This window comes from Stenotrophomonas sp. Steno-C18 (genome assembly GCF_056393195.1).
The window spans coordinates 157,253-177,864 of record NZ_JBWJOX010000003.1 but is presented as its reverse complement, the minus strand read 5'-3'; the positions used below and the strand labels follow the sequence as shown (position 1 = coordinate 177,864).

Annotated in this window: 16 protein-coding genes and 1 riboswitch; of the genes, 7 read left to right on the top strand and 9 right to left on the bottom strand. The window is 67.1% G+C overall.

Annotation, left to right across the window (positions count from 1 at the left end):
• Window positions 1-43: 43 nt before the first annotated feature.
• The 6 genes from AC06FE_RS08085 to AC06FE_RS08060 are packed head-to-tail and all read right to left on the bottom strand — an operon-like array spanning window position 44 to window position 4,668.
• Window positions 44-826: a type II secretion system protein gene (locus tag AC06FE_RS08085; protein ID WP_478072747.1), complete on the bottom strand. Its 783-nt coding sequence runs from the start codon at window positions 824-826 to the stop codon at window positions 44-46.
• 1 nt (window position 827) lies between these two features.
• Complete coding sequence (locus AC06FE_RS08080) at window positions 828-1,421, bottom strand: hypothetical protein (protein ID WP_478072746.1); 594 nt, start codon at window positions 1,419-1,421, stop codon at window positions 828-830.
• Entirely contained in the window at window positions 1,418-1,942 is a 525-nt protein-coding gene (locus tag AC06FE_RS08075) for a hypothetical protein (protein ID WP_132865525.1), read from the bottom strand. Before AC06FE_RS08075 ends, AC06FE_RS08080 begins: the two co-directional genes overlap by 4 nt.
• Window positions 1,939-3,318 carry a hypothetical protein gene (locus AC06FE_RS08070; RefSeq protein ID WP_478072745.1) on the bottom strand — a complete coding sequence of 460 codons (1,380 nt, stop codon included), beginning with the start codon at window positions 3,316-3,318 and terminating at the stop codon, window positions 1,939-1,941. Before AC06FE_RS08070 ends, AC06FE_RS08075 begins: the two co-directional genes overlap by 4 nt.
• Window positions 3,315-3,869 (bottom strand): hypothetical protein, encoded by a 555-nt coding sequence (locus tag AC06FE_RS08065; RefSeq protein WP_192287570.1) that lies wholly within the window; start codon window positions 3,867-3,869, stop codon window positions 3,315-3,317. The genes AC06FE_RS08070 and AC06FE_RS08065 overlap by 4 nt, the downstream gene beginning before the upstream one ends.
• A 4-nt stretch (window positions 3,870-3,873) precedes the next feature.
• The gene (locus tag AC06FE_RS08060) at window positions 3,874-4,668 is read right to left on the bottom strand and encodes a prepilin-type N-terminal cleavage/methylation domain-containing protein (RefSeq protein ID WP_192287569.1); all 795 of its coding nucleotides are present in this window, start codon (window positions 4,666-4,668) and stop codon (window positions 3,874-3,876) included.
• Between the two features lie 152 nt (window positions 4,669-4,820).
• Here AC06FE_RS08060 and ggt point away from each other — a divergent pair, with 152 nt between their 5' ends.
• Window positions 4,821-6,527, top strand: coding sequence for a gamma-glutamyltransferase (gene ggt / locus AC06FE_RS08055; RefSeq protein WP_478072744.1), 1,707 nt, complete (start codon window positions 4,821-4,823; stop codon window positions 6,525-6,527).
• Between the two features lie 194 nt (window positions 6,528-6,721).
• On the opposite strand, the gene AC06FE_RS08050 is transcribed toward ggt, so the two are convergent.
• Window positions 6,722-8,299: a BCCT family transporter gene (locus tag AC06FE_RS08050; protein WP_192287567.1), complete on the bottom strand. Its 1,578-nt coding sequence runs from the start codon at window positions 8,297-8,299 to the stop codon at window positions 6,722-6,724.
• Window positions 8,300-8,517: 218 nt separating this feature from the next.
• Window positions 8,518-8,619: riboswitch (TPP riboswitch) on the top strand.
• Between the two features lie 116 nt (window positions 8,620-8,735).
• Here AC06FE_RS08050 and thiC point away from each other — a divergent pair.
• From thiC to AC06FE_RS08020, 6 genes are all read left to right on the top strand, one after another.
• The gene (thiC, locus tag AC06FE_RS08045; RefSeq protein WP_478072743.1) at window positions 8,736-10,610 is read left to right on the top strand and encodes a phosphomethylpyrimidine synthase ThiC; all 1,875 of its coding nucleotides are present in this window, start codon (window positions 8,736-8,738) and stop codon (window positions 10,608-10,610) included.
• 107 nt (window positions 10,611-10,717) lie between these two features.
• Window positions 10,718-11,293: a DUF4136 domain-containing protein gene (locus tag AC06FE_RS08040; RefSeq protein ID WP_192287565.1), complete on the top strand. Its 576-nt coding sequence runs from the start codon at window positions 10,718-10,720 to the stop codon at window positions 11,291-11,293.
• A gap of 12 nt (window positions 11,294-11,305) precedes the next feature.
• On the top strand, window positions 11,306-12,019 hold the full coding sequence (locus AC06FE_RS08035) for an ion channel (RefSeq protein ID WP_192287564.1): 714 nt from the start codon (window positions 11,306-11,308) through the stop codon (window positions 12,017-12,019).
• A 253-nt stretch (window positions 12,020-12,272) separates the two neighbouring features.
• Window positions 12,273-14,603, top strand: coding sequence for a winged helix-turn-helix domain-containing protein (locus AC06FE_RS08030; RefSeq protein WP_478072742.1), 2,331 nt, complete (start codon window positions 12,273-12,275; stop codon window positions 14,601-14,603).
• Between the two features lie 116 nt (window positions 14,604-14,719).
• Window positions 14,720-15,622, top strand: a complete 903-nt coding sequence (locus AC06FE_RS08025; protein WP_478072741.1) for a helix-turn-helix domain-containing protein — start codon at window positions 14,720-14,722, stop codon at window positions 15,620-15,622.
• 60 nt (window positions 15,623-15,682) lie between these two features.
• Window positions 15,683-18,550, top strand: coding sequence for a TonB-dependent receptor domain-containing protein (locus AC06FE_RS08020; RefSeq protein ID WP_478072740.1), 2,868 nt, complete (start codon window positions 15,683-15,685; stop codon window positions 18,548-18,550).
• 195 nt (window positions 18,551-18,745) lie between these two features.
• Here the strand turns inward: AC06FE_RS08020 and AC06FE_RS08015 are convergent, their stop codons facing one another.
• On the bottom strand, window positions 18,746-19,861 hold the full coding sequence (locus tag AC06FE_RS08015; protein WP_192287562.1) for an HDOD domain-containing protein: 1,116 nt from the start codon (window positions 19,859-19,861) through the stop codon (window positions 18,746-18,748).
• A 175-nt stretch (window positions 19,862-20,036) separates the two neighbouring features.
• A complete protein-coding gene (gene ppa, locus AC06FE_RS08010) occupies window positions 20,037-20,582 on the bottom strand; it encodes an inorganic diphosphatase (RefSeq protein ID WP_132865514.1) in 546 nt (181 codons plus the stop codon).
• Window positions 20,583-20,612 lie beyond the last annotated feature (30 nt).

Below are 20,612 nucleotides of genomic sequence, written 5' to 3'. Positions count from 1 at the left end.
GCTAGTCATTTCCAAGGCCTCGGAGGTATGCGGGATCGGTTGCTTATCGTTCAAGGGAGGTCAGCCAGCCGAGCAGCGTGGTGCTCGACTCGGCCAGGACCTGGTCGTCGTAGCGGAAGCTCGATGGCCGTTCCGGCGGCGCCATGCACAGGGCGGTCCCGCGGGCGATGGCGTTGTTCATCGTGTCGAAGCCGGGCGCGTTGCCCGAGGACTGGTCCATGTCCATTCCCGGGGCGATCAGCGCGTAGGCAGGGTTGACGGTTTCGCCCCCCCCATCGCAGGGAAGGTCCGGGCTCGACGGGGTTTCGGTCGGGTAGGCGACGTTGGCGGTGGGCAGTTTGTAGAACGGCAACGCGGTGACGGGCGTGGCCTGCGCGGCCCGCGCAAGCGCGGCCAGCAGCCCGCCCGATCCGTCCTGGTCACTGAACTCGGCGCTGGCCGCGGACGGCCTGGCCAGGTCCGCCGTGCTGCTGCGGTGGACCGCGTAGCGGATGCGCGCGTTGCGGTCGGGCAGGGCCAGGCCCAGGCTTTCGTATGGCAGCCAGCCAACCGTGAGTCCCGCGGCGCAGCCACTGGCCCCGCCGTTCTCGCGCCCGGCGTCGCCCTGCGGGCTGCTGTCCGGGCAGGGCAGGCGCTTGTTGCGGAGGGTGAAGGCGCGCAGCGCCAGGCGGGCCTGACCCAGTTGCGCGCGGCTGGCGGTATGGCTGCGGGACTGCTGGAACATCTCATACGTGCCCGTCGCCGCGCTGGTCAGCAGGGCAAGCACGCCCACCACGACCGTCAGCTCGAGCAGGTTGAATCCGCGTTGTCGGCGGAGGTTGCGCATGTCAGGGCGCTGCCTTCGCCGCGGCGGGCGTGTTGACGTCGTAGCGCAGCCCTTCGCGCAGCGCGATCAGTTCGGTGCTGATCTGGTTCATGCGCTGCTGGCGCGCCGGCGAATCGGGCTGCTGGCTGAGCGCGACCATCTCGCGGCCCAGCTGCTGCGCCTTCAACGCGATCTGGATGTTGGTGCGCGCCGCTTCGACGTTCATTCCCGGCGGCAGGCTGCCGGTGGCCTGCGCGGTGTTCAGCTGGCGCAGCATGGCGTGGGCCTGCGCCTCGTTCTGCGCCATCTGCCGCTCCATCTGCGCGATGGCGGTGCGCATCTGTGCGTCCGGGGACGTCGGCGGGGGCGGCACGCGCATCGCCGCGGTGGCGGGTGCCGCCGCCGTCGGCAGGGCCGGGCCGGTTTCCCACGGCGCGGGCGCGGCATCGGCCGGGGGCGGCGTGGGCGCTGCCGGTGCCGGTGCCGCATCGACGACGGCGGCCGGCGCGGGCGCCGGCGGAGCCGCGGGCTCACCCTTGCGCAGTGCCAGCACGAGCGCGGCGCCGATCAGGATGGCCACCCCTGCGACGAAAACGATCTTGAGGTGGGCGTTCACAGGCTGCCCTCGCTGGCGTCCGGCGCCTGGCCGATGTGGCGCACGCGCAGCGTGCTCACGTTGCCGGCGGCATCACGCACGCGCGCCCAGTTGTTGCCGATGGCAAGCACCCGGGTGCCGTCCTCCAGGCGCGAGCCCTGGCGGACCGGCGTGCCATTGATGACGGCGGTGGAGCGTCCGCCCGCGGTGACCACCAGTGACAGGGACGCCGGCGCGACCGGCAGCACCGCGGCGGCAGCGGCGGCGCCTGCGCCGCCGGGCAGGCTGCCGGGCGCGGCCTGTTCGGGAACGGCGATCAGCCCGGCGCTTTCGAAGCGCGGTTGCGGGCGCAGCGTGCTGGCCATGTCCAGCACCTGCCGGTTGCGCTGGATCGAGGCGCGCAGCCGTGCGGTTTCCGGGCTTTCCTCGGCGTTGTTGCCCATGAACAACACCGCCGGTTTGGCCACGACCATCGAGGCCAACCAGCCGGAGACCCCCAGCCAGCAGCACAGGGCCGTCATTGCGATGTATTTCTTCTTCACGTGGTGGGCTCCGTGGCGGTGTCGGTGCCGGCCGGGGTGGGGCGCTTGAGCAGGTAGGAGAAGACGCCGCCACCGGCGCGCGTGGCACCGCCGGACTGCGGATCCAGCGGCTCGGGGTCGAAGCCTTCGCGGCGCAACCGCTCGACGAAGGTGGCGATCTGCATGCCCGGCGTGCCGCGGTCGGCGTCGACCATGCCGTCCACGCGCAGGGTGCGCGGCGCGGCGGTGGCCTGCCCCGGTGCGGGTTGTTCCACGCGCACGCGCAGGACGCGGACCTCGTCCTGCGCGGCCAGGCGTATCGACTCCAGCCCGGTGACCGGATCCAATCCGTCGGTGAGGGTCTTGGCCTTGTTGACGAACTGCATGGCGGCATCGAACCCCGGCGGCATGGCGGCCTTGCCGGACAGCTGGCGGGCCTGCTCCTCGAGCGAGGCGATCTCCTGGCTGATCGTTTCGCTGCGCTCGTTGGCGTCGTGCGCGGCGAGCATCCAGCGTGTGCCAAGCGTGCCGAGCGCGATGGCGATCAGCAGCGAGGCCGCCGATGCCAGCGGCAGCGCCCATTCGGCCAGGTAGGCCGCACGGCTGGCGGTGGGGTTGACCGCATCGCGCGGCGACGCCTGTGCGGCCATCCACGCGATGCCACTGGACCACGCCTGGCCTTCCGCATCGTGGTAGACCTGCATCGGCACCTGCTTGACCTGGCAGCCGGTGTTGACCGCGAAGATCTCGGCCAGCTGCTGGTTGGCCGGGGCCTGGCCCGGTTCGGTCGCCGGCACGAACAACGAGCACCAGCGGAACTGCAGCGGTTCGCTTTCCTCGTCGTTGCGCGACAGGTCGTCGGCCACCTGCTGGGCCAGCGCGCCGGCGGTCATCGACAGGTCCGAGGCGTCCTCGCTGTAGGCCATCGAGGCGCGGTGGATGATGTCGTGCTTGCGCAGCGCCAGCACGCTCATCTGCCGTCCGCTGTGCACGACCAGGCCATCGCCGGCCTTGAGCGTGCGCCACATCAGCGAGGTGAGCGGCACCACCAGGCAATGGTCCGGCTGCGCTTCGGCCCAGGCATAGGTCTGCTGCCAGGTATCCAGCGGCACCGCCGTGAACAGGGTCTGGTAGCCCGCGCCCATCGAGCGGTTCTTGTGGATCAGGATCTTGCCTTCGCCGTCGATCAGGCCATCGGCGCGCAGGCGCTTCTCGATCAGCGCGACGGCGTGCGCCGAACTGCCTTCCAGCGACATCACGCCGCTGTTGCCTCCTTCGAATTCGGCGAACAGCCAGGCCGGCCCTTCCAGGCGCGGACGGGTGTCGCTGACGGTCACGCGGTCCTGGTCGAAGGTCAGCCAGCGCCCGGGCAACTGGACGATGTTCTGCATGCTCATGGCTGCGCGCCTCCCGGCGTGCTCTGGGGCGGCAGCGGGCCACCGGCGGTGCGGAACAGCAGGCTGCCGCGCAGGGTCAGCGACAACGGCGCCGGCGGGCGGTCGGACAACGTGGTGGGCAGGTGGAACAGTCCTTCGGTCGGGTCGGTCACCGACAGCTCGAACACGTCCGCACCGAAGATGCGGTCGGGGCTGGGAGCAATGCCGCCCAGCAGGGCGTCGGCATCCATGCGCGAGAGCTGGGTCTGGTTGAGGTTGATCAGGCGCTCGCCCCAGCCGGTGGGCTCCATCCCCAACCCTTCCAGCTGCTCCAGCAGCTGGCGGGCGGAGCCGGCGTTGTCGACCTTCAGTTGCGCCTCCTGCTGGGCCATCCGCGCCTGCGACAGCAGCTCGTTGCGGGTGCTGAGCTGGTCGTAGGCACGGGCCAGGCTGCTGCGTGCGGAGATGAACCACACGGCCGTGGCCACGAGTGCCAGCAACGTCACCGCGAAGATCATCAGGGAGAGACGTCGGGACCGGCGCAGCCGGCCCAGCAGGGAGGCGATGTCCATGGATTTACTGGTTCATCTTGTAATGGGCGACCAGCGTGATGACCTGGTCGGTGTCATCACCGCCACCGGCGACGTTGGAGTTGGCCGCGCCGGCCGAGCCGGCCTTGTTGGTGTTGTTGCCCTTCCACTCCATGCTCTCGGCGTCGGCGTTGCTGCCCACGCTGCGCTTGTTCAGGCCCACTTGGCGGAACGCGCCGGATTGCGGGTCGGGCTTGCCGTCGATCATCTGGTCCAGCGAGCGGGCCAGGTCCGGGGTCAGGCCGGAGATGACCATCACGTTGCCGGCGCCGGAGGCGGTCTCGGCCGGGTTCCACTGGAAGCAGACCTGGATTTCCTGCGGGTTGCCGTTGGTGTCCAGGTAGACGTAGCGGTCCTCGAAGCCCTCGCCGCGGCCCGGCGGCAGGCTGATGCCGGCGCCACGCATGAAGTCGCGCAGCTTGTCGCCGTCCTGCGAGGCGGCGGTCACCGGCTGGTCGCTCTTGGTCGAGGCCGAGCCATTGCAGATCGCGCCCTTGCTGGCGGTGTTGTTGGCCATGTCGATGTCGTACTCCTTGCCGGCGACCATCAGGCGCGGCGCGGCCTGGTTGTCACCCACCGGAGCACCGAAGCGCTGGTGGTAGCTGTTGTAGGCCACCACCCATTGGTCGACGAACTTCTGCTTGATGCGCGTGTATTCGGCGTTGCGCTGCACGTCGCGGCCGATCATCACCGCGCCGATGATCACGCCGATGATGACCAGGACCACGGCCATCTCGACCAGAGTGAAGCCGCCCTGATGGCGCTTGGATCGCATTTGCATTGGAAGAGCCCCTTTTGGAAGAACCGGATGCCGCCGTGGCCATGCAGGGCGACGGGTTTGTTTCGGAGGAGCTAGATACGGTGCGGGCGTAAGACGTGCGTAAGACAGCGCGGTGGGCTACTTTCGCCGGACCATCCCACCGGAGCCCGCCGATGCTGCGTCCCATCCTGTTCCTGGCGGTCTCATCCGTCTCGTTGTGCGCGGCGTCCGCCGCCGACCGTGTCACCGGTCACGCATTCGCCACGCGCTCGGAAGTCATCGCGCCGCATGCCATGGCAGCCACCTCGCAACCGTTGGCTACCCAGATCGCGCTGGACGTGATGAAGGGCGGCGGTTCGGCGGTGGACGCGGCCATCGCCGCCAATGCCGCATTGGGCCTGATGGAGCCCACCGGCAACGGTGTGGGCGGCGACCTGTTCGCCATCGTCTGGGATCCGAAGACGCAGCGCCTGTACGGCTACAACGGTTCCGGGCGCTCGCCGCGTTCGCTGACGCTGGCCGAGTTGCAGCGCCGCGGGTTGAAGGAAATCCCGGCCACCGGGCCGCTGCCGGTATCGGTGCCCGGTGCGGTCGATGGCTGGTTCGCGCTGCACGAGCGCTTTGGCCGCACGCCGATGGCCGACAACCTGGCCCCGGCCATCCGCTATGCGCGCGACGGCCATCCGGTGGCCGAGGTGATCGCCTACTACTGGGACCGCTCGGTACCACGGCTGTCGCAGTACCCCGGCTTCACCGAGCAGTTCACGGTCAATGGCCATGCGCCGCGCAAGGGCGAGATGTGGCGCAACCCCAATCTCGCCAACACCCTGCAGCAGATCGCCGACGGTGGCCGCGATGCGTTCTACAAGGGTGACATCGCCCGCACCATTGGCGATTACTTCAAGGCCAACGATGGTTTCCTCAGCTACGAGGACATGGCCGCGCACCACGGTGAATGGGTCGAGCCGGTGAGCAGCAACTACCGGGGTTATGACGTGTGGGAGCTGCCGCCCAACAGCCAGGGCATCGCCGCGCTGCAGATCCTCAACATCCTGGAAGGCTACGACTTCTCGAAGATCCCGTTCGGATCACCCGAGCATATCCACCTGTTCGTCGAGGCCAAGAAACTGGCCTTCGCCGACCGTGCGCGCTTCTACGCCGATCCGGCGTTCGCGCCGGCACCGGTGGCACGCCTGGTGTCCAAGGACTATGCGGCGCAGCGGCGTGCGCTGATCTCGATGGACAAGGCGTTGAAGGAAGTCCAGCCGGGCACGCCGAAGCAACTGGAGCAGGGCGACACCATCTACATGACCGTGGCCGATGCCGACGGCATGATGGTGTCGTTGATCCAGTCCAACTACCGCGGCATGGGCAGCGGCATGGCCCCGCCGGGGCTGGGTTTCATCCTGCAGGATCGCGGCGAGATGTTCGTGCTGCAGAAGGACCATCCCAACGGCTACGCGCCGGGCAAGCGGCCGTTCCAGACCATCATCCCGGCGTTCATCACCAAGGACGGCAAGCCGTTTGCCAGCTTCGGCGTGATGGGCGGGGCGATGCAGCCGCAGGGGCATGCGCAGATCGTGATGAACCTGGTGGACTTCGGCATGAACCTGCAGGAAGCCGGCGATGCGCCGCGCATCCAGCACGAAGGCTCCAGCGAACCGACCGGGCAGGGCACGGCGATGAGCGACGGTGGGGAAGTGAACCTGGAGACCGGCTTCAGTTGGGAAACCGTGCGCAGCCTGATGCGCAGGGGACACCGGGTGACGTTCGCCGATGGTCCGTATGGCGGCTACCAGGCGATCATGCGGGATCCGGAGAGCGGCGTGTACTACGGCGCTTCCGAGAGCCGCAAGGACGGGCAGGCGGCCGGGTACTGAGCTGGGCTGTTCGGGGAAGCAGAAGCAGCCCTCCCCGGTCCTCCCCTTCGCCTGCGGCGAAAAGGAGGGGGAAGAGCCAAGAGCCAGGAGCTGAAAGCTCCCTGTGTCGCCTGCGCTCCGCTTCTGCTCCTGCTTCGCCCCCTCCCTTTCGCCACAGGCGAAGGGGAGGGTCGGGGAGGGGTAAGGCCCTTGCCTCAATCCCCGCCCACGTTCCGCGCGGCTTCCGCGCGTGCATCCTCCTGCGCGGCCTGCTCGCGTTCGATCCAGGCCTCGATCAGGTGCCGTCCGCGCTGCGCCAGCCGCCGCTGGCGGTTGGACTCGGCGTCCAGCACGCGGTACAGCGACACCATCACCAGCACCATCAGCAGCGCGAACGGCAACGCGGCGATGGTGATCATGCCCTGCAGTGCGTCCAGCCCGCCGGCCAGCAGCAGCACCGCGGCGATCAGCGCCACCGCCACGCCCCACACCAGCTTGCGTGACAGCGGCGGGTCGCCGGCCTCGTCGGTGGACATGCTGGCCAACACCAGCACCGCCGAGTCGGCCGAGGTGACGAAGAAGATCATCAGCAGCACCAGTGCCAGGCACGACAGCAGCAGCGAACCGGGCAGGCTGTCGAACAGGGTGAACAGCACCGTCTCGTAGCCGTTGCCCAGCGCCTGCACCAGGTCGGCGTGGCCGAACAGCTGCGACCACAGCGCGGTGCCACCGAACACCGAGAACCACAGGAAGCCGAGCACGGTCGGTGCCAGCACCACCCCGACCACGAACTCGCGCACGCTGCGGCCGCGTGACACCCGCGCGATGAAGGCGCCGACGAACGGCGCCCAGGCAATCCACCAGGCCCAGTAGAAGATGGTCCAGTCGGCCACCCAGGTGCTGCCGGAGAATGGCGACATGCGCAGGCTCATCGTCACCAGCTGGTTGAGGTAGGAGCCCAGCGTGGTGGTGAAGGTGTCGAAGATGAAGCCGGTGGGGCCCAGCACCAGCACCGCGGCCAACAGCAGCGCGGCCAGAGCCAGGTTGAAGTTGGACAGCCACTTGATGCCGCGCTCCACGCCGCTGGTGGTGGAGATCATGTACAGCACGAAGGCGACCGCGATCACCGTCATCTGCAGCGGGACATCGGCGGTGATGCCGAACACGCGCTGCAGGCCGGCCGAGATCTGGATGGTGCCAAAGCCCAGCGTGGTGGCGACGCCGATCGCGGTGGCCACCACCGCGGCGATGTTCACCAGCTTGCCGAACGCGCCGCGGTGATGGCGGCCGATCACCGGTTGCAGCATGTCGCTGATCAGCCCCCGGCCATTGCGGTTGTACTGGAACCAGGCCATCGCCAGCCCGATCAGCGCGTAGATCGCCCACGGGTGCAGGCCCCAGTGGAAGAACGCGTAGCGCATCGAGGCACGCGCCGCGTCCATGCCTTGTGGCGGCAGCCCTTCCGGCGGGGTGACGAAGTGCGAGATCGGCTCGGCCGCGCCCCAGAACACCAGGCCGATGCCCATGCCGGCGGCGAACAGCATCGACAGCCAGCTGGCGCGCGAGAAGTCCGGCTCGGCGTCCTCGCCGCCGATGCGCAGGTTGCCGAAGCGGCCGAACGCCAGGTACAGCAGGAAGGTCAGGGTGAGGAACACGATCAACAGGTACATCCAGCCCGCGCCGCGCACGACGTGCGTCAGCGTGGCCTGGACCACGTCGTTGAAGGGGCCGGGCGCAATGCCGGCCAGGAGCACCAGTACGGCGACCAGTGCGATGGAAACACGAAACACCATGAAGGAGCGTCTCCGATCAAGAGCGATTGAGGGGAGCGAGCCGGGGCTTGCAGCGAGGGCCGGCGCCAGGGCCGGGCAGGGAAAGGTGGACGAGCACCGTGGCGCGGCCAGCAGGGCATCGCACCGGGCGGGATGTTACTGAACGGCACGTCACGATTCCGTTAGCAGGCGATGACGCGGCGCACCGGGCCAGGTGGCACCGCTTTGTGGTCTAATGCCGCCCGAAGCGGGGGTACCGCGGCCATCGGGCCACGGTTGAGACATACCCTTCGAACCTGATCCGGCTCATACCGGCGTAGGGAAGCTTCGTGTGCCACGGCATGCGTTCCGTTCACAGGGGACAACCGCCATCGGCGTGCGCCTTCGCTTCGTTCCGTCATGCGAATCCCTCGCATGGCCCGCACCTCCCGGTGCGGCTTGACCAGGACGAATGCCGATGAACGCCCAGCCCAGCCTGCAGCAGCAGGCCCAGCAACTCTCCGAATCCGTGACCCAGCCGATCCCCGGCTCGCGCAAGATCTTCGTGCCCGGTTCGCGGGCCGACCTGCAGGTGCCGATGCGCGAGATCGCACAGACGCGCACGCCCACGTTGTTCGGCGGCGAGGAGAACCCGCCGATCACGGTGTACGACACCTCCGGCCCGTACACCGATCCGCAGGCGCGCATCGACCTGGCCGCCGGGCTGGCGCCACTGCGCGCACGCTGGATCCAGGAGCGTGGCGATACCGGGCAGCTGCCGGGCCTGAGCTCGGCGTTCGGGCGTTCGCGCGAAGGCAATGCCAGGCTCGATGCCGTGCGTTTCCCGGCACGCGTGCTGCCGCGTCGTGCCATTGGCGGTGCCAACGTCACCCAGATGCATTACGCGCGCCGCGGCATCATCACCCCGGAGATGGAGTTCGTCGCCATCCGCGAGAACCAGCAGTTGGAGGCGGTACGTGATGCCGGCCTGCTCGCGCAGCACCCGGGGCAGAGCTTCGGCGCCGACATCCAGAAGGTCATCACCCCGGAATTCGTGCGTGACGAGATCGCGCGTGGGCGCGCCGTGCTGCCCAACAACATCAACCACCCGGAAAGCGAGCCGATGATCATCGGCCGCAACTTCCTGACCAAGATCAACGCCAACATCGGCAACAGCGCGGTGTCCTCGGGTATCGCCGAGGAAGTGGAGAAGCTGGTGTGGGCGATCCGCTGGGGCGGCGACACGGTGATGGACCTGTCCACCGGCAAGCACATCCACGAAACCCGCGAGTGGATCATCCGCAATTCCCCGGTGCCGATCGGTACCGTGCCGATCTACCAGGCATTGGAAAAGGTGGATGGCCGTGCCGAAGAACTCAACTGGGAAATCTTCCGCGACACCCTGATCGAACAGGCCGAGCAGGGCGTGGATTACTTCACCATCCATGCCGGCGTGTTGCTGCGTCATGTGCCGCTCACTGCCAAGCGCGTCACCGGCATCGTCTCGCGTGGTGGTTCGATCATGGCCAAGTGGTGCCTGGCGCACCACAAGGAGAACTTCCTCTACACGCACTTCGAGGACATCTGCGAGATCATGAAGGCCTATGACGTGTCCTTCAGCCTCGGTGATGGCCTGCGCCCGGGCTGCATCGCCGATGCCAACGACGCGGCGCAGTTCGGCGAGCTGGAAGCGTTGGGCGAATTGACCAAAATCGCCTGGAAGCATGACGTGCAGACCATCATCGAAGGTCCGGGCCACGTGCCGATGCACCTGATCAAGCAGAACATGGACAAGCAGCTGCACGAGTGCGGCGAAGCGCCGTTCTACACGCTCGGCCCGCTGACCACCGACATCGCGCCGGGCTACGACCACATCACCAGCGCCATCGGCGCGGCGATGATCGGTTGGTACGGCACGGCGATGCTGTGCTACGTGACGCCCAAGGAACACCTGGGCCTGCCCAACCGCCAGGACGTGCGCGACGGCATCATGGCCTACAAGATCGCCGCGCACGCGGCCGACCTGGCCAAGGGTCACCCGGGCGCGCAGGTGCGCGACAACGCGCTGTCCAAGGCGCGCTTCGAGTTCCGTTGGGAGGACCAGTTCCACCTCGGCCTGGATCCGGAGAAAGCCAGGGAATTCCACGACGAAACCCTGCCCAAGGACGTCCACAAGCTGGCCCACTTCTGTTCGATGTGCGGCCCGCATTTCTGCTCGATGAAGATCACCCAGGACGTGCGTGATTACGCCGCCGAACAGGGCGTGGACGAGGCGCGCGCGCTGGAAGCGGGCATGGCCGAGAAGTCGGCGCAGTTCCGCGAACAGGGCGCGCAGGTGTACCGGCCGGATTGACCGCCGGTTCCGCTCCCGGGGAGCCCGCCGGCTTCCCGGGGCAGGGTTGACGCGGATGGGGCGGCGGTCGTGGTAGCGTGCAGCCGTCCATCGCAGGGGAGGTCGCCATGAAGCTTCGCAATGCGTTCCGGCTCATCACGGTGCTGTTGCTGTCCTCGTTGCTGGCGGCCTGTGCCAGCACGCCCCGGGTCAGCAGCCAGGCCGATCCCAGCGGCGACTTCGGCCGCTACCGCAGCTTTGCGTTCTACTCGCCGCTGGCGTTGGAACAGAACGGCTACACCACCATCACCAGCAATCGCATCCGTGCGGCGGTGCAGGCACAGATGCAGGCGCGTGGCTATGTGCTCGACGAAGCCAAGCCCGACCTGTGGGTCAACCTCAATGCCTACCTGCAGGACAAGACGCGGGTGACCACGATGCCGCAGGTGGACTACGACTACTACTACAGCTACCGCGCACGCGGCTACGTGGCCGTGCCGTACTGGCGCGACCGCACCGACGTGCACCAGTACACCGAGGGCACGCTCAACGTGGACGTGGTCGACGTGCAGCGCAACCGCCTGGTCTGGGAAGGCGTGGCGGTGGGTACGGTGGGCCGCAGCACTCCGGACAAGCGTGGCGCGCAGATCGATGCGGCGGTCGCGGCAATCTTCGCGCAATACCCGTACCGCGCCGCGCGCTGAGGATCGCCCTCGATGAGCGTCGGTCCGGAGGGAGCGCGGCCGGAAGGCCTGCGCGTACGCGCGCACCTGCGCTGGCTGGCGTTGGCCCGCCGGCATCCGTCGGCGTGGCTGCTGGCGGTGCAGCTGCTGGGCGTGCTGCTGTACCCGGCGATGGAGCACATGACCGCCGGCCGCGTGCTGTTCAACGCGTTTGGCATGGCGGTGCTCGGCCTGTCGGTGTGGGTGGTGCGACGCAGCCCGCTGGGCATCTGGATGGCGTTGACGCTGGCGATCCCGGCGGTGGTGTTCTCGGTGGCCGGTGCGGTGCTGCAGCGGCACGCGTTCACCACCACCTCGCAGGTGCTCGAATGCCTGCTGTACTTCTATACGACCTGCAGCCTCATCGCCTACATGTTGCAGGACCATGAAGTCACGCGGGACGAACTGTTCGCCGCGGGTGCGACATTCACGCTGTTGGCATGGGCGTTTGCGTTCGCCTATTCAGTTTGCCAGCAGTGGTATCCGGGCAGTTTCATCGCCAGCAGCGAGGGGGAAATACGCAGCTGGGTGGAGCTGCTTTATCTGAGCTTCAGTTTGTTGTCCGGGGTCGGGCTCAGCGACGTCACGCCGGTGCATCCGCAGGCACGCGCGTTGGTGATGCTGGAGCAGTTTTCAGGCGTGATGTACGTGGCTCTGGTGGTTTCGCGACTGGTCGGGCTGACCATCAGCAAGGCGCGAAAAGGCTGAACGCCAGCTAAAAAAATCGCGCCTTGCGGCGCGAATTCTGTAACGGATTATGTGGATTCGTCGGCGAGAGAGAGCCTGATGTCGTCGATGTGGGGGCACACCGTTAACTTGCTTAGAGTAGTATTCGCACCCGTTTGAACTTTTGCGCTTTCCGTTGCAGCCATTTGCGGAATCTGGCGGTTGGTCGACTCTCCCCCGGGTCGTTCAACCGGACACAGGAATGGTGTCCAAGACGGCTTTGACCCTGATCCCGATGCAAACAATCGACAACGAGAAGCCTGCCGGTGATCGGCTTCGCATTGGCGAGTGTCTGGTGGTGTTGTCCTCACGCGAGGTGCATCCGCCGGATGCACGCAAGGTGCAGCGACTTACCCCCAAGAGCATCGGCGTATTGCTGGCGCTGGCACGTCGTGCCGGCCAGGTGGTCACACGCGATGAGCTGTTCGCCGAAGTGTGGCCGGACACCATGCCGACCAACGACGTGCTGACCCAGGCGATCACCCAGCTGCGCAAGGCGTTTGCATCGGCCGCGGTCGATGGCGAAGGCGCGGCCTACATCGAGACGATTTCCAAGACCGGTTACCGCTTGCTGGTGCCGGTTGCCTGGGAGGATGCCGACGCTGACGCGGCGGTGGTGGACGCGGAGGCGTCGGATGATGCGTCGCAGCCTGCGGTCGTCGAACCCGTCGCCGCGGTACAGGACGAGGCTGCCGCCAGGCCGGCTCCGGCGCGGTCGCCACAACGACGGGTGGTGCGGCGCTACGTGTTGGGTGGCGTGGGCGTACTGCTGTTGGCCAGCACGCTGGTGATGGCCTGGCTGCTGTGGAAGCAGCCGGAGCCGCCGGCACCGCAGGAAACCGTCAGTGGTACGCGGGTGCTGGGCAGTCCCGAGCGCCCGTACCGCTTGATCACCTCGACGTCGGCGTTCGAAACCCATCCGGACCTGTCGCCGGACGGCGCGCTGGTGGTGTTCGCCAAGGAAAGCGATGGGCTTTCGAGCCTGTGGGTGCAGAGCACCGGCACCGCGACGCCGGTGCAGCTGGTCACGCCGCCGGAAGGCGGTTCGGACCGTTTCCCGGCGTGGTCGCCGGATGGACGGGAAATCGCCTTCGCGCGCTTTCTCGCCGATGGTGGCTGCGAAGTACTGGTGATGCCCGCCACCGGCGGAACCGCGCGCCGCGTGACCCGTTGCGACGGCACCGAGATGCTCAGCTTCGACTGGGCACCGGACGGGCGCAGCCTGATCTTCGGATCGATGACCGGCAGCCAGGCCAGCCGCGGTATCCGCACGCTGGAGCTGGCATCCGGGCGTTGGACGTCGTTCTCCTATGCGATGTCCGGTGACGACTTTGATTACGCACCGCGCTACTCGCCCGACGGCAAGCGCATCGGTTTCGTGCGCAATCCGCAGGTGGGCGATCTGTGGGTGATGGACGCCGACGGCAGCAACGCCGAGCGCCTCACCGAGGAAGCCGCCGAGATCCGCGGCTGGGCGTGGCTGACTTCCAGCGAGATGGTATTCGGCCGGCGCGTGGACAGCGAGTCGCGCCTGTTCGGGCTGGACCTGGGCACCCGCCTGCTGCGCGACCTGGGCATCGGCGATGCGCAGAGTCCCTCGGTCTCGCGCCAGGGCAGCAACCTGGCCTTCATGCGCGACCAGCCGCAGTACGGGTTGTTCCGTTTCCCGCTGGGCGTGGCTGGCGGCGAGCCGCAGCGGCTGTTCGCTTCCTCCGGTCGCGATGGCCAGCCGATGGTGTCGCCCGATGGCCGCCAGCTGGCTTTCACCTCGGACCGTTCCGGTGCGTTCGCATTGTGGTGGGCGCGGTTGGAGGCACCTGATTCGCTGGAAATGATCGATGGTTTCCGGCCCGAGGCGCGCCAGCCGATGGATTGGTCCGCCGATGCCCGCCACCTGCTGGTCACCGGGCGTGACGCGCAGGGCCTGCCCGGCATCTACGAGGTGATCCCGGAGGAAGGGCAGTGGAGCAAGTTGCCCGTGCCGGTGAGCGAGCCGTTGCAGGCCGTCTATGGACGGCAGCCCGGCACGGTGTTGGTGGTCGAGCGTGCCGCCAATGACCGCATGGTGCTGGCCCTGTTCGATCGCACGCAGACGCCCTGGAAGCGCTTGGCGGCGCTGGAGGGCGTGTCCCAGGTGCGGGTCGATAAGACCGGTGGGCAGGTGTTGTTCACCCGCTTGGGCAGTCCCGGCCTGTGGCAGGTGGATTCAAGCCTGGCCTTGAGCAGTGCCCGGCCGGTGAATCGCGAGGTGCCGACGCGCTGGCGTTACCGGACCTGGGCGGTGGCCGACAACGGCACGGTGCAGTACCTGAACATCGGGCCGCGATGCGCCACCCGGCTGGATGCGATCAACCCCGGTGCCAACGGGCTCAGCCAGTGCCTGGACGCCGTGCGCTACAGCTCCGGCAACGGCTTGAGCCTGGCGCCCGATGGCAGTGCCGCCTTCGTCGCGCTGGCAGTCGCCGACGGCGCCGATATCGGCGTGATGCCGGTCCCCAGGCGCCCGCCGCGGCGGCTGATGGGCGTGGCCAAGTGGTTGCCGTGGTTGGGAAAACATCCTTCGTGATTCTTTCGGAAGTCGCTTCCGGATAATTTCGGAGCAATCTCGCAGGATCTTCCTGACCTTCGCCGCCAGAGTTGGCAAAACCATCGCCCATTGAAGGCAAACAGATGGTGAGCAGCATGCGGCAGGTGACCTGGGTGGATCGCGGGCAATCGGTGACGTTCGACAGGCATGTCGATGACGGGCCGCGCCCGAACTGCGTGGGCGTCGCGCGGCTGGGCAGCCTGCAGACCTCCGGCACCGTGTTCACCGTATGGATGCAGCTGCGTGGCACCGCATGGGTGGAGTCCAAGGAAGGCAAGTTCCGTCTGCACCAACGTGAATGGATTGCCTTCGAGAAGGAGTCCCGTCCGCTGATCCAGGCCGGCCGTGACGGCGTGTGCATCGGTGTGAGCCTGGATGCCGATGCCCTGCGCATGCTGGGTACGCTGGCCGACTGCAGCGTCTACACCGGCCGTGGCCGCATGAGCCATGCCGAGGCGCGGCTGGCATTGCGCCTGTGGCGCGAGGCCCAGGGCGCCGGTGCCACCATCCACCAGCTGCGGCCGCTGCTGTTGCACCTGGCCTCGCTGCAGCGCGAGCTGTCGGTGACGGTGCAGCGTTGCCCCGGCCGTTCACGCATGCGCAAGCGCCAGGTGTTCGGCCGCATGCAGCGTGCGCGCATGTACCTGGAGGGCAACAGCCACCGCGTGGTACGCATCGGCGAGCTGGCCGAACTGACCAACTTCTCCAGCTGGTACCTGTCCAAGACCTTCCAGAGCCTGTACGAGGAAAGCCCGCAGTCGCTGTCGGCGCGGTTGCGACTGGAGCGTGCCGCGATGCTGTTGCGCGATACCGACATGATGGTCGGCGAAGTTGCATCAGCCAGTGGCTTTGACAACTGTTGCAGTTTCGCGCGCGCATTCCGCGCCCGCTTCGGCACCTCGGCCACGCACTACCGCGACATGCGCGAAGCGTTGAGGCCAGATTCGGCAAAGTTTAAGGGCGGCTCGCGCAAATCAATCGGGGCGATGCAATCGTAACGTTCAGGGGTGTTTAACACACCACTAACGTTGTTGTTATTTGCTTCCTTGGAGAGATTGATGAAGCTTCGTAATTCCGCAGTGCGGCTGGGTTTGCTCCCGGCCGGCATCGCCATTGCCCTGACGCCTGCCTTCGCTTCCGCTCAGGATGCCGCCGGTGCCACCACCCTGGACCGCCTGGAAGTCACCGGTTCGCGCATCCGCCAGGCCAGCATGGAGACCGCCCAGCCGGTCATCGCGCTGCAGCGCGCCGACATCGAGAAGCAGGGCTTCACCAGCGTCGCCGACATCGTGCAGAACCTGGCTGCCACCGGTTCGCCGGCCATCAGCCGCGCTGACGCCCTGACCTCTGGCGAGGAAGTGGGTGGCCAGTACGTTGACCTGCGCAACCTCGGCCCGGAGCGCACCCTGGTGCTGCTCGACGGCAAGCGTATGGGCACCAGCACCGGCGGTTACTCCGACTTGGCTTCGATCCCGACCTCGGTGGTCGAGCGCATTGAAGTGCTGACCGACGGCGCATCGGCCATCTACGGCTCCGACGCCATCGCCGGCGTGATCAACATCATCACCCGCAAGAACTTCGACGGCCTGGAAGCCAGCGTCTACCGCGGCCAGTACGGCCAGGGCGACGGCGACAAGGAAACCTACAACTTCGTCTACGGCCAGACCGGTGAACGCGGTTCGCTGACCTTCGGCGCCGAGTACAGCTCGGAGAAGCCGGTTGCCGCCAAGGACCGTCGCTACAGCCGCTACGGCAATGGCCAGTGGCACCCGTTCCCGAACGAGGCAGAAGGCGCCAACGGCTGGTCGGCCGCGACCAACAAGGGCGTGCTGATCGACCCGAACGACGACGACCTCTGGTACGTCAAGAACCCGGGTGCGGCTGGCGACACGCTGGCTGATTTCCACGACTTCGGCCTGGCTGACTACAGCAACCCGAGCTCGGAGATGTGGCTGCAGAACAAGCTGAAGCGTCGTTCGGTCTTTGCCAACGGCAACTTCGATGTGACCGAGAACATCCGCGCCACCGCCAGCGCCCTGTACACCAAGCGCACGGCCACCTCGCAGATCGCCGGTTATCCGTACCAGTCCGAGCGTTTCGACACCCCGATGTCGGCTGACAGCGCCTTCAACCCGCTGGGCGAAGAAGCACACTTCATCCGTCGTACCTCGGAAATGCCGCGCCAGACCGAGTCCGAGCAGGAGACCTTCCGCTTCAGCGCAGGCCTGGAAGGCTCGTTCGAGTTCGCCGACAAGTACTTCGACTGGGACGTCGGCTACGTCTACAACCAGAACAAGGGCGTCAAGACCGGTACCGGTGACCTGTTCACGCCGAACGTCGCCAACGCTGTCGGCCCGTCGTTCATCAAGGACGGCGTCGCCTACTGCGGTACCGAAGCCAAGGTGATCGCTGGTTGCACCCCGTGGAACCCGCTGCTGGGCTACGGCGAAGCCGGCATCGGCAGCCTGGCAGGCAACAAGGCGCTGCAGGACTACCTGTTCCTGCCGAGCCACGACACCTACACCAACACCACCAAGGTGCTGAGCGCCAACCTGTCCGGCTCGCTGTTCACCCTGCCGGCCGGTGACCTGGCCTTCGCGGCAGGTTACGAGCACCGCGAGGAAAGCGGCGAGTACAACCCGGACGCGATGCTGCAGTCGGGCCTGAGCACCAGCCTGGCCGGCGCCCCGACCAAGGGCGACTACGAGCTGGACGAGTTCTACCTCGAAATGAACGTGCCGATCCTGGCCGACATGGCGTTCGCCAAGGAACTGTCCCTGGACCTGGCGGGTCGCTACTCGGACTACAACACCTTCGGTGACACCATCAACTCGAAGTTCGGCCTGAAGTGGAAGCCGATCGACGACCTGCTGGTCTGCGCCACCTACGCCACGGGCTTCCGTGCGCCGAACATCTCCAACATGTACGGCGGCGTCTCGCAGACCTTCGACAGCTACACCGATCCGTGCGACAGCAGCTTCGGCGCAGCCGTGCGCAACCCGTCCGTGGCAGCTGCCTGCCAGGCCGCTGGCCTGGGTGCTGACTTCCGTCAGATCACCTCCGGCGGCGCCCTGTCGACCGGCCCGGGCACCCAGTCCTACAGCGCCTTCGAGTCCGGTTCCAATGCTGAGCTGAAGCCGGAAACCTCCAAGACCTGGACTGCCGGCTTCGTGTACAGCCCGAACTTCGTGCAGGGCCTGGACGTCAGCCTGGACTGGTGGAAGATCCGCATCGACGACGTGATCGCCGCCGAGTCGGTGACCTCGATCCTGAACCAGTGCTACGTGCTGGGCATCGATTCGGCCTGTGACCGCTTCAGCCGTGGCACCTCGGGCCGTACCAATGGCCAGGTGGTGGACGTGACCCGTACGCTGATCAACGGCGGCTACCAGGAAACCGCAGGTTACGACCTGGGCGTCAAGTACCGCCTGCCGGAACTGGCGATCGGTAACTTCGTCATCGACTGGAAGACCACCTACGTCGATTACCTCGAGTACAAGCGCGACAACGAAGCCGAAACCCCGATCGAGCAGTCCACCGGTTGGGCGGGCAACTTCCGCGTGCGTTCGAACCTGAACGTCGATTGGAGCTACGGCAACTTCGGCGTGAACTGGGGCGTGCGTTACTACTCGGGCATGAAGGAAGCCTGCTCGTACGACATGGACGGTGGCCCGGAGTGCAACATGCCGGACTTCAGCTCGTCGTACACGCTGGCACAGCCGACCCGTCAGCTGGGCTCGAACACCTTCCACGACGTGCAGGTGCGTTACAATGCTCCGTGGGATGCCACCATCTCGCTGGGCGCGAACAACGTGTTCAACCACGAAGGTCCGGTCATGTACAGCCAGCCGAACTCGAGCTTCTCGTACTACGGTGGCTTCGACATCGGTCGCTTCGTCTACATGAAGTACACCCAGCGCTTCTGATCCATCGAAGCCCTGTGAAACAAGGAAAGGGTGGGCCGCAAGGCCCACCCTTTTTCTTTGCCTGCGATGGCGCGGCGCGGGGCACGCACCCGGCGCGGGCTGTCGTGGACGCCGGCATGTGGGTGGCCTGCCGGCGGACGCCCAAGAAAAACGGCCGCACGAGGCGGCCGTCGTTCACCACACCAACGGGGAAGCTCACGCCTCCAGCGTCAGCCCCATCATGCCGTCGGCCATCTCGCGCCATTGCTCCAGCTTGGGCAGCACGCCCACGCGCGCCAGGTACTGTTCGTCGACCTCGCGGCCGGCGGCCAGCGCGGTGGCCACGTGCACGGCACCGGCGACCCAGAAGCTGCGTACGTTCGAGCGCAGCGGCTGCAGCTGGAAGGCCACGGCCTCGATGATCGGCATCGGCAGGCCCCACAGGCCCAGCAGGTAGGCGCCGGCCTCGGCGTGGCCGGGGCGGTCATCGCCGGATTCGAGCGGCAGGTGTTCGTCACGCACGCCCGGCAGCAACTGGCCGATGTCGGCCAGCAGCGCGGCGGTGGCGCCCAGCTCGGCGCTGGACTGGGGCAGCATCCTGGCCGCCAGCCGCGAGGCGAGCAGGGCGCGCGTCTGCAGCGCGTTGCGCTCGGCGCTGGACGCGCCGGGCAGGGCGAAGACCTCGCTGGCCAGCACCAGGTCACGTAGGGTGGACAGGCCCAGCCGCGTCACCGCGCCACGCAGGTCGGAGATCGCGCGGCCGTTGTTGAAGAACGCCGAGTTGGACAGCTGCAGCACCTTGGCGGCGATGGCCGGGTCGGCCGAGACCAGCTTGGCGATGTCGGCTGCGTTGCTCTCGTCGTCGTCCTCCAGCGCATGCATCAGGCTCAGGTACAGGTGCGGGGGCGAGGGCAGCTTCTCGATGCGGCCGATCGCCGCACGCAGGCGCGGGCTGTCCAGCAGCTCGCGCAGCTCTTCCAGGCTGGTAAGCGCCTCGAGCAGCATTTCTGGGGCCAGCGGCAGCGGCAGGAAGCGGTGGGCCAGGCCGATGATGCGGGCCGACGGCACGCGCTGGTTCTCGCCGCCCTCGATCAGGGCGATGCGGATGGTTTCCGGACGCAGGGTGCGGATCTGGCCGAGCAGGGTCGCCGGGGACAGGTCGTTCAGGGTCGGGGCGACGATGATCGCGTCGATGGTCGCCGAGGAAACCGCCACTATCGCGGCACTGCCATCGGGGACCGACTGCACCTCCCACTCGTCGCCCAGATCGCCGATGTACTCGAGCAACTCGGCCGACAGCGTGGCTTCGCCACCGACTAACAGGATTCGCAAGACACTTCCCCTTGGCAAAACACGCGATTACGACGAACGGGCAGAACGGAAACAGGCCGGATCAACCGGCCTGTAAATGTAGCGAATCGCTGGCGACGGGTCATGCGCGACGCCGGAGAAACGTGATCGCAGTCGCTGCGGGCGGGCCGGAACGTGGCCCCGCCCGCGGCGTGGATCAGCCTTCCTGTTCCTGCTTGGCCAGGAAGGTCTGGTGGGCGTCGACCAGGATCTTCTTGGCTTCGGCGGCGTCGCCCCAGCCTTCGATCTTGACCCACTTGCCCTTTTCCAGGTCCTTGTAGTGCTCGAAGAAGTGGCCGATGCGCTCCAGCCAGTGGCTGGACACCTGGTTGATGTCTTCCACGTGGGCGTAGCCATTGAAGATCTTGGCCACCGGCACGGCGAGGATCTTCTCGTCGCTGCCGGCCTCGTCGGTCATCTTCAGCACGCCGACCGGGCGGCAGCGGACCACCGAACCCGGCACCAGCGGCAGCGGCAGGACCACCAGCACGTCGGCCGGGTCGCCGTCGCCGCACAGGGTCTGCGGCACGAAGCCGTAGTTGCACGGGTAGCGCATCGGGGTGGAGAGGATGCGGTCGACGAAGATCGCGCCGCTTTCCTTGTCCATCTCGTACTTCACCGGCTCCGAATCCTTCGGGATCTCGACGATGACGTTGATTTCTTCCGGCGGGTTCTTGCCCGGGGAGACCAGTTTCAGGCCCATTGCGCTGACTCCGAATCGTGTTTGGTTGAA

What these genes read in the sequence shown, in the direction of transcription:
- ggt (WP_478072744.1), top strand. Translation starts at nt 4,821, where the DNA reads ATGCTGCGTCCCATCCTGTTCCTGGCGGTCTCATCCGTCTCGTTGTGC.
- thiC (WP_478072743.1), top strand. Translation starts at nt 8,736, where the DNA reads ATGAACGCCCAGCCCAGCCTGCAGCAGCAGGCCCAGCAACTCTCCGAA.
- AC06FE_RS08025 (WP_478072741.1), top strand. Translation starts at nt 14,720, where the DNA reads ATGCGGCAGGTGACCTGGGTGGATCGCGGGCAATCGGTGACGTTCGAC.
- AC06FE_RS08020 (WP_478072740.1), top strand. Translation starts at nt 15,683, where the DNA reads ATGAAGCTTCGTAATTCCGCAGTGCGGCTGGGTTTGCTCCCGGCCGGC.
- AC06FE_RS08060 (WP_192287569.1), bottom strand. Translation starts at nt 4,668, where the DNA reads ATGCAAATGCGATCCAAGCGCCATCAGGGCGGCTTCACTCTGGTCGAG.
- AC06FE_RS08050 (WP_192287567.1), bottom strand. Translation starts at nt 8,299, where the DNA reads ATGGTGTTTCGTGTTTCCATCGCACTGGTCGCCGTACTGGTGCTCCTG.
- AC06FE_RS08065 (WP_192287570.1), bottom strand. Translation starts at nt 3,869, where the DNA reads ATGGACATCGCCTCCCTGCTGGGCCGGCTGCGCCGGTCCCGACGTCTC.
- ppa (WP_132865514.1), bottom strand. Translation starts at nt 20,582, where the DNA reads ATGGGCCTGAAACTGGTCTCCCCGGGCAAGAACCCGCCGGAAGAAATC.
- AC06FE_RS08035 (WP_192287564.1), top strand. Translation starts at nt 11,306, where the DNA reads ATGAGCGTCGGTCCGGAGGGAGCGCGGCCGGAAGGCCTGCGCGTACGC.
- AC06FE_RS08070 (WP_478072745.1), bottom strand. Translation starts at nt 3,318, where the DNA reads ATGAGCATGCAGAACATCGTCCAGTTGCCCGGGCGCTGGCTGACCTTC.
- AC06FE_RS08085 (WP_478072747.1), bottom strand. Translation starts at nt 826, where the DNA reads ATGCGCAACCTCCGCCGACAACGCGGATTCAACCTGCTCGAGCTGACG.
- AC06FE_RS08040 (WP_192287565.1), top strand. Translation starts at nt 10,718, where the DNA reads ATGAAGCTTCGCAATGCGTTCCGGCTCATCACGGTGCTGTTGCTGTCC.
- AC06FE_RS08030 (WP_478072742.1), top strand. Translation starts at nt 12,273, where the DNA reads ATGCAAACAATCGACAACGAGAAGCCTGCCGGTGATCGGCTTCGCATT.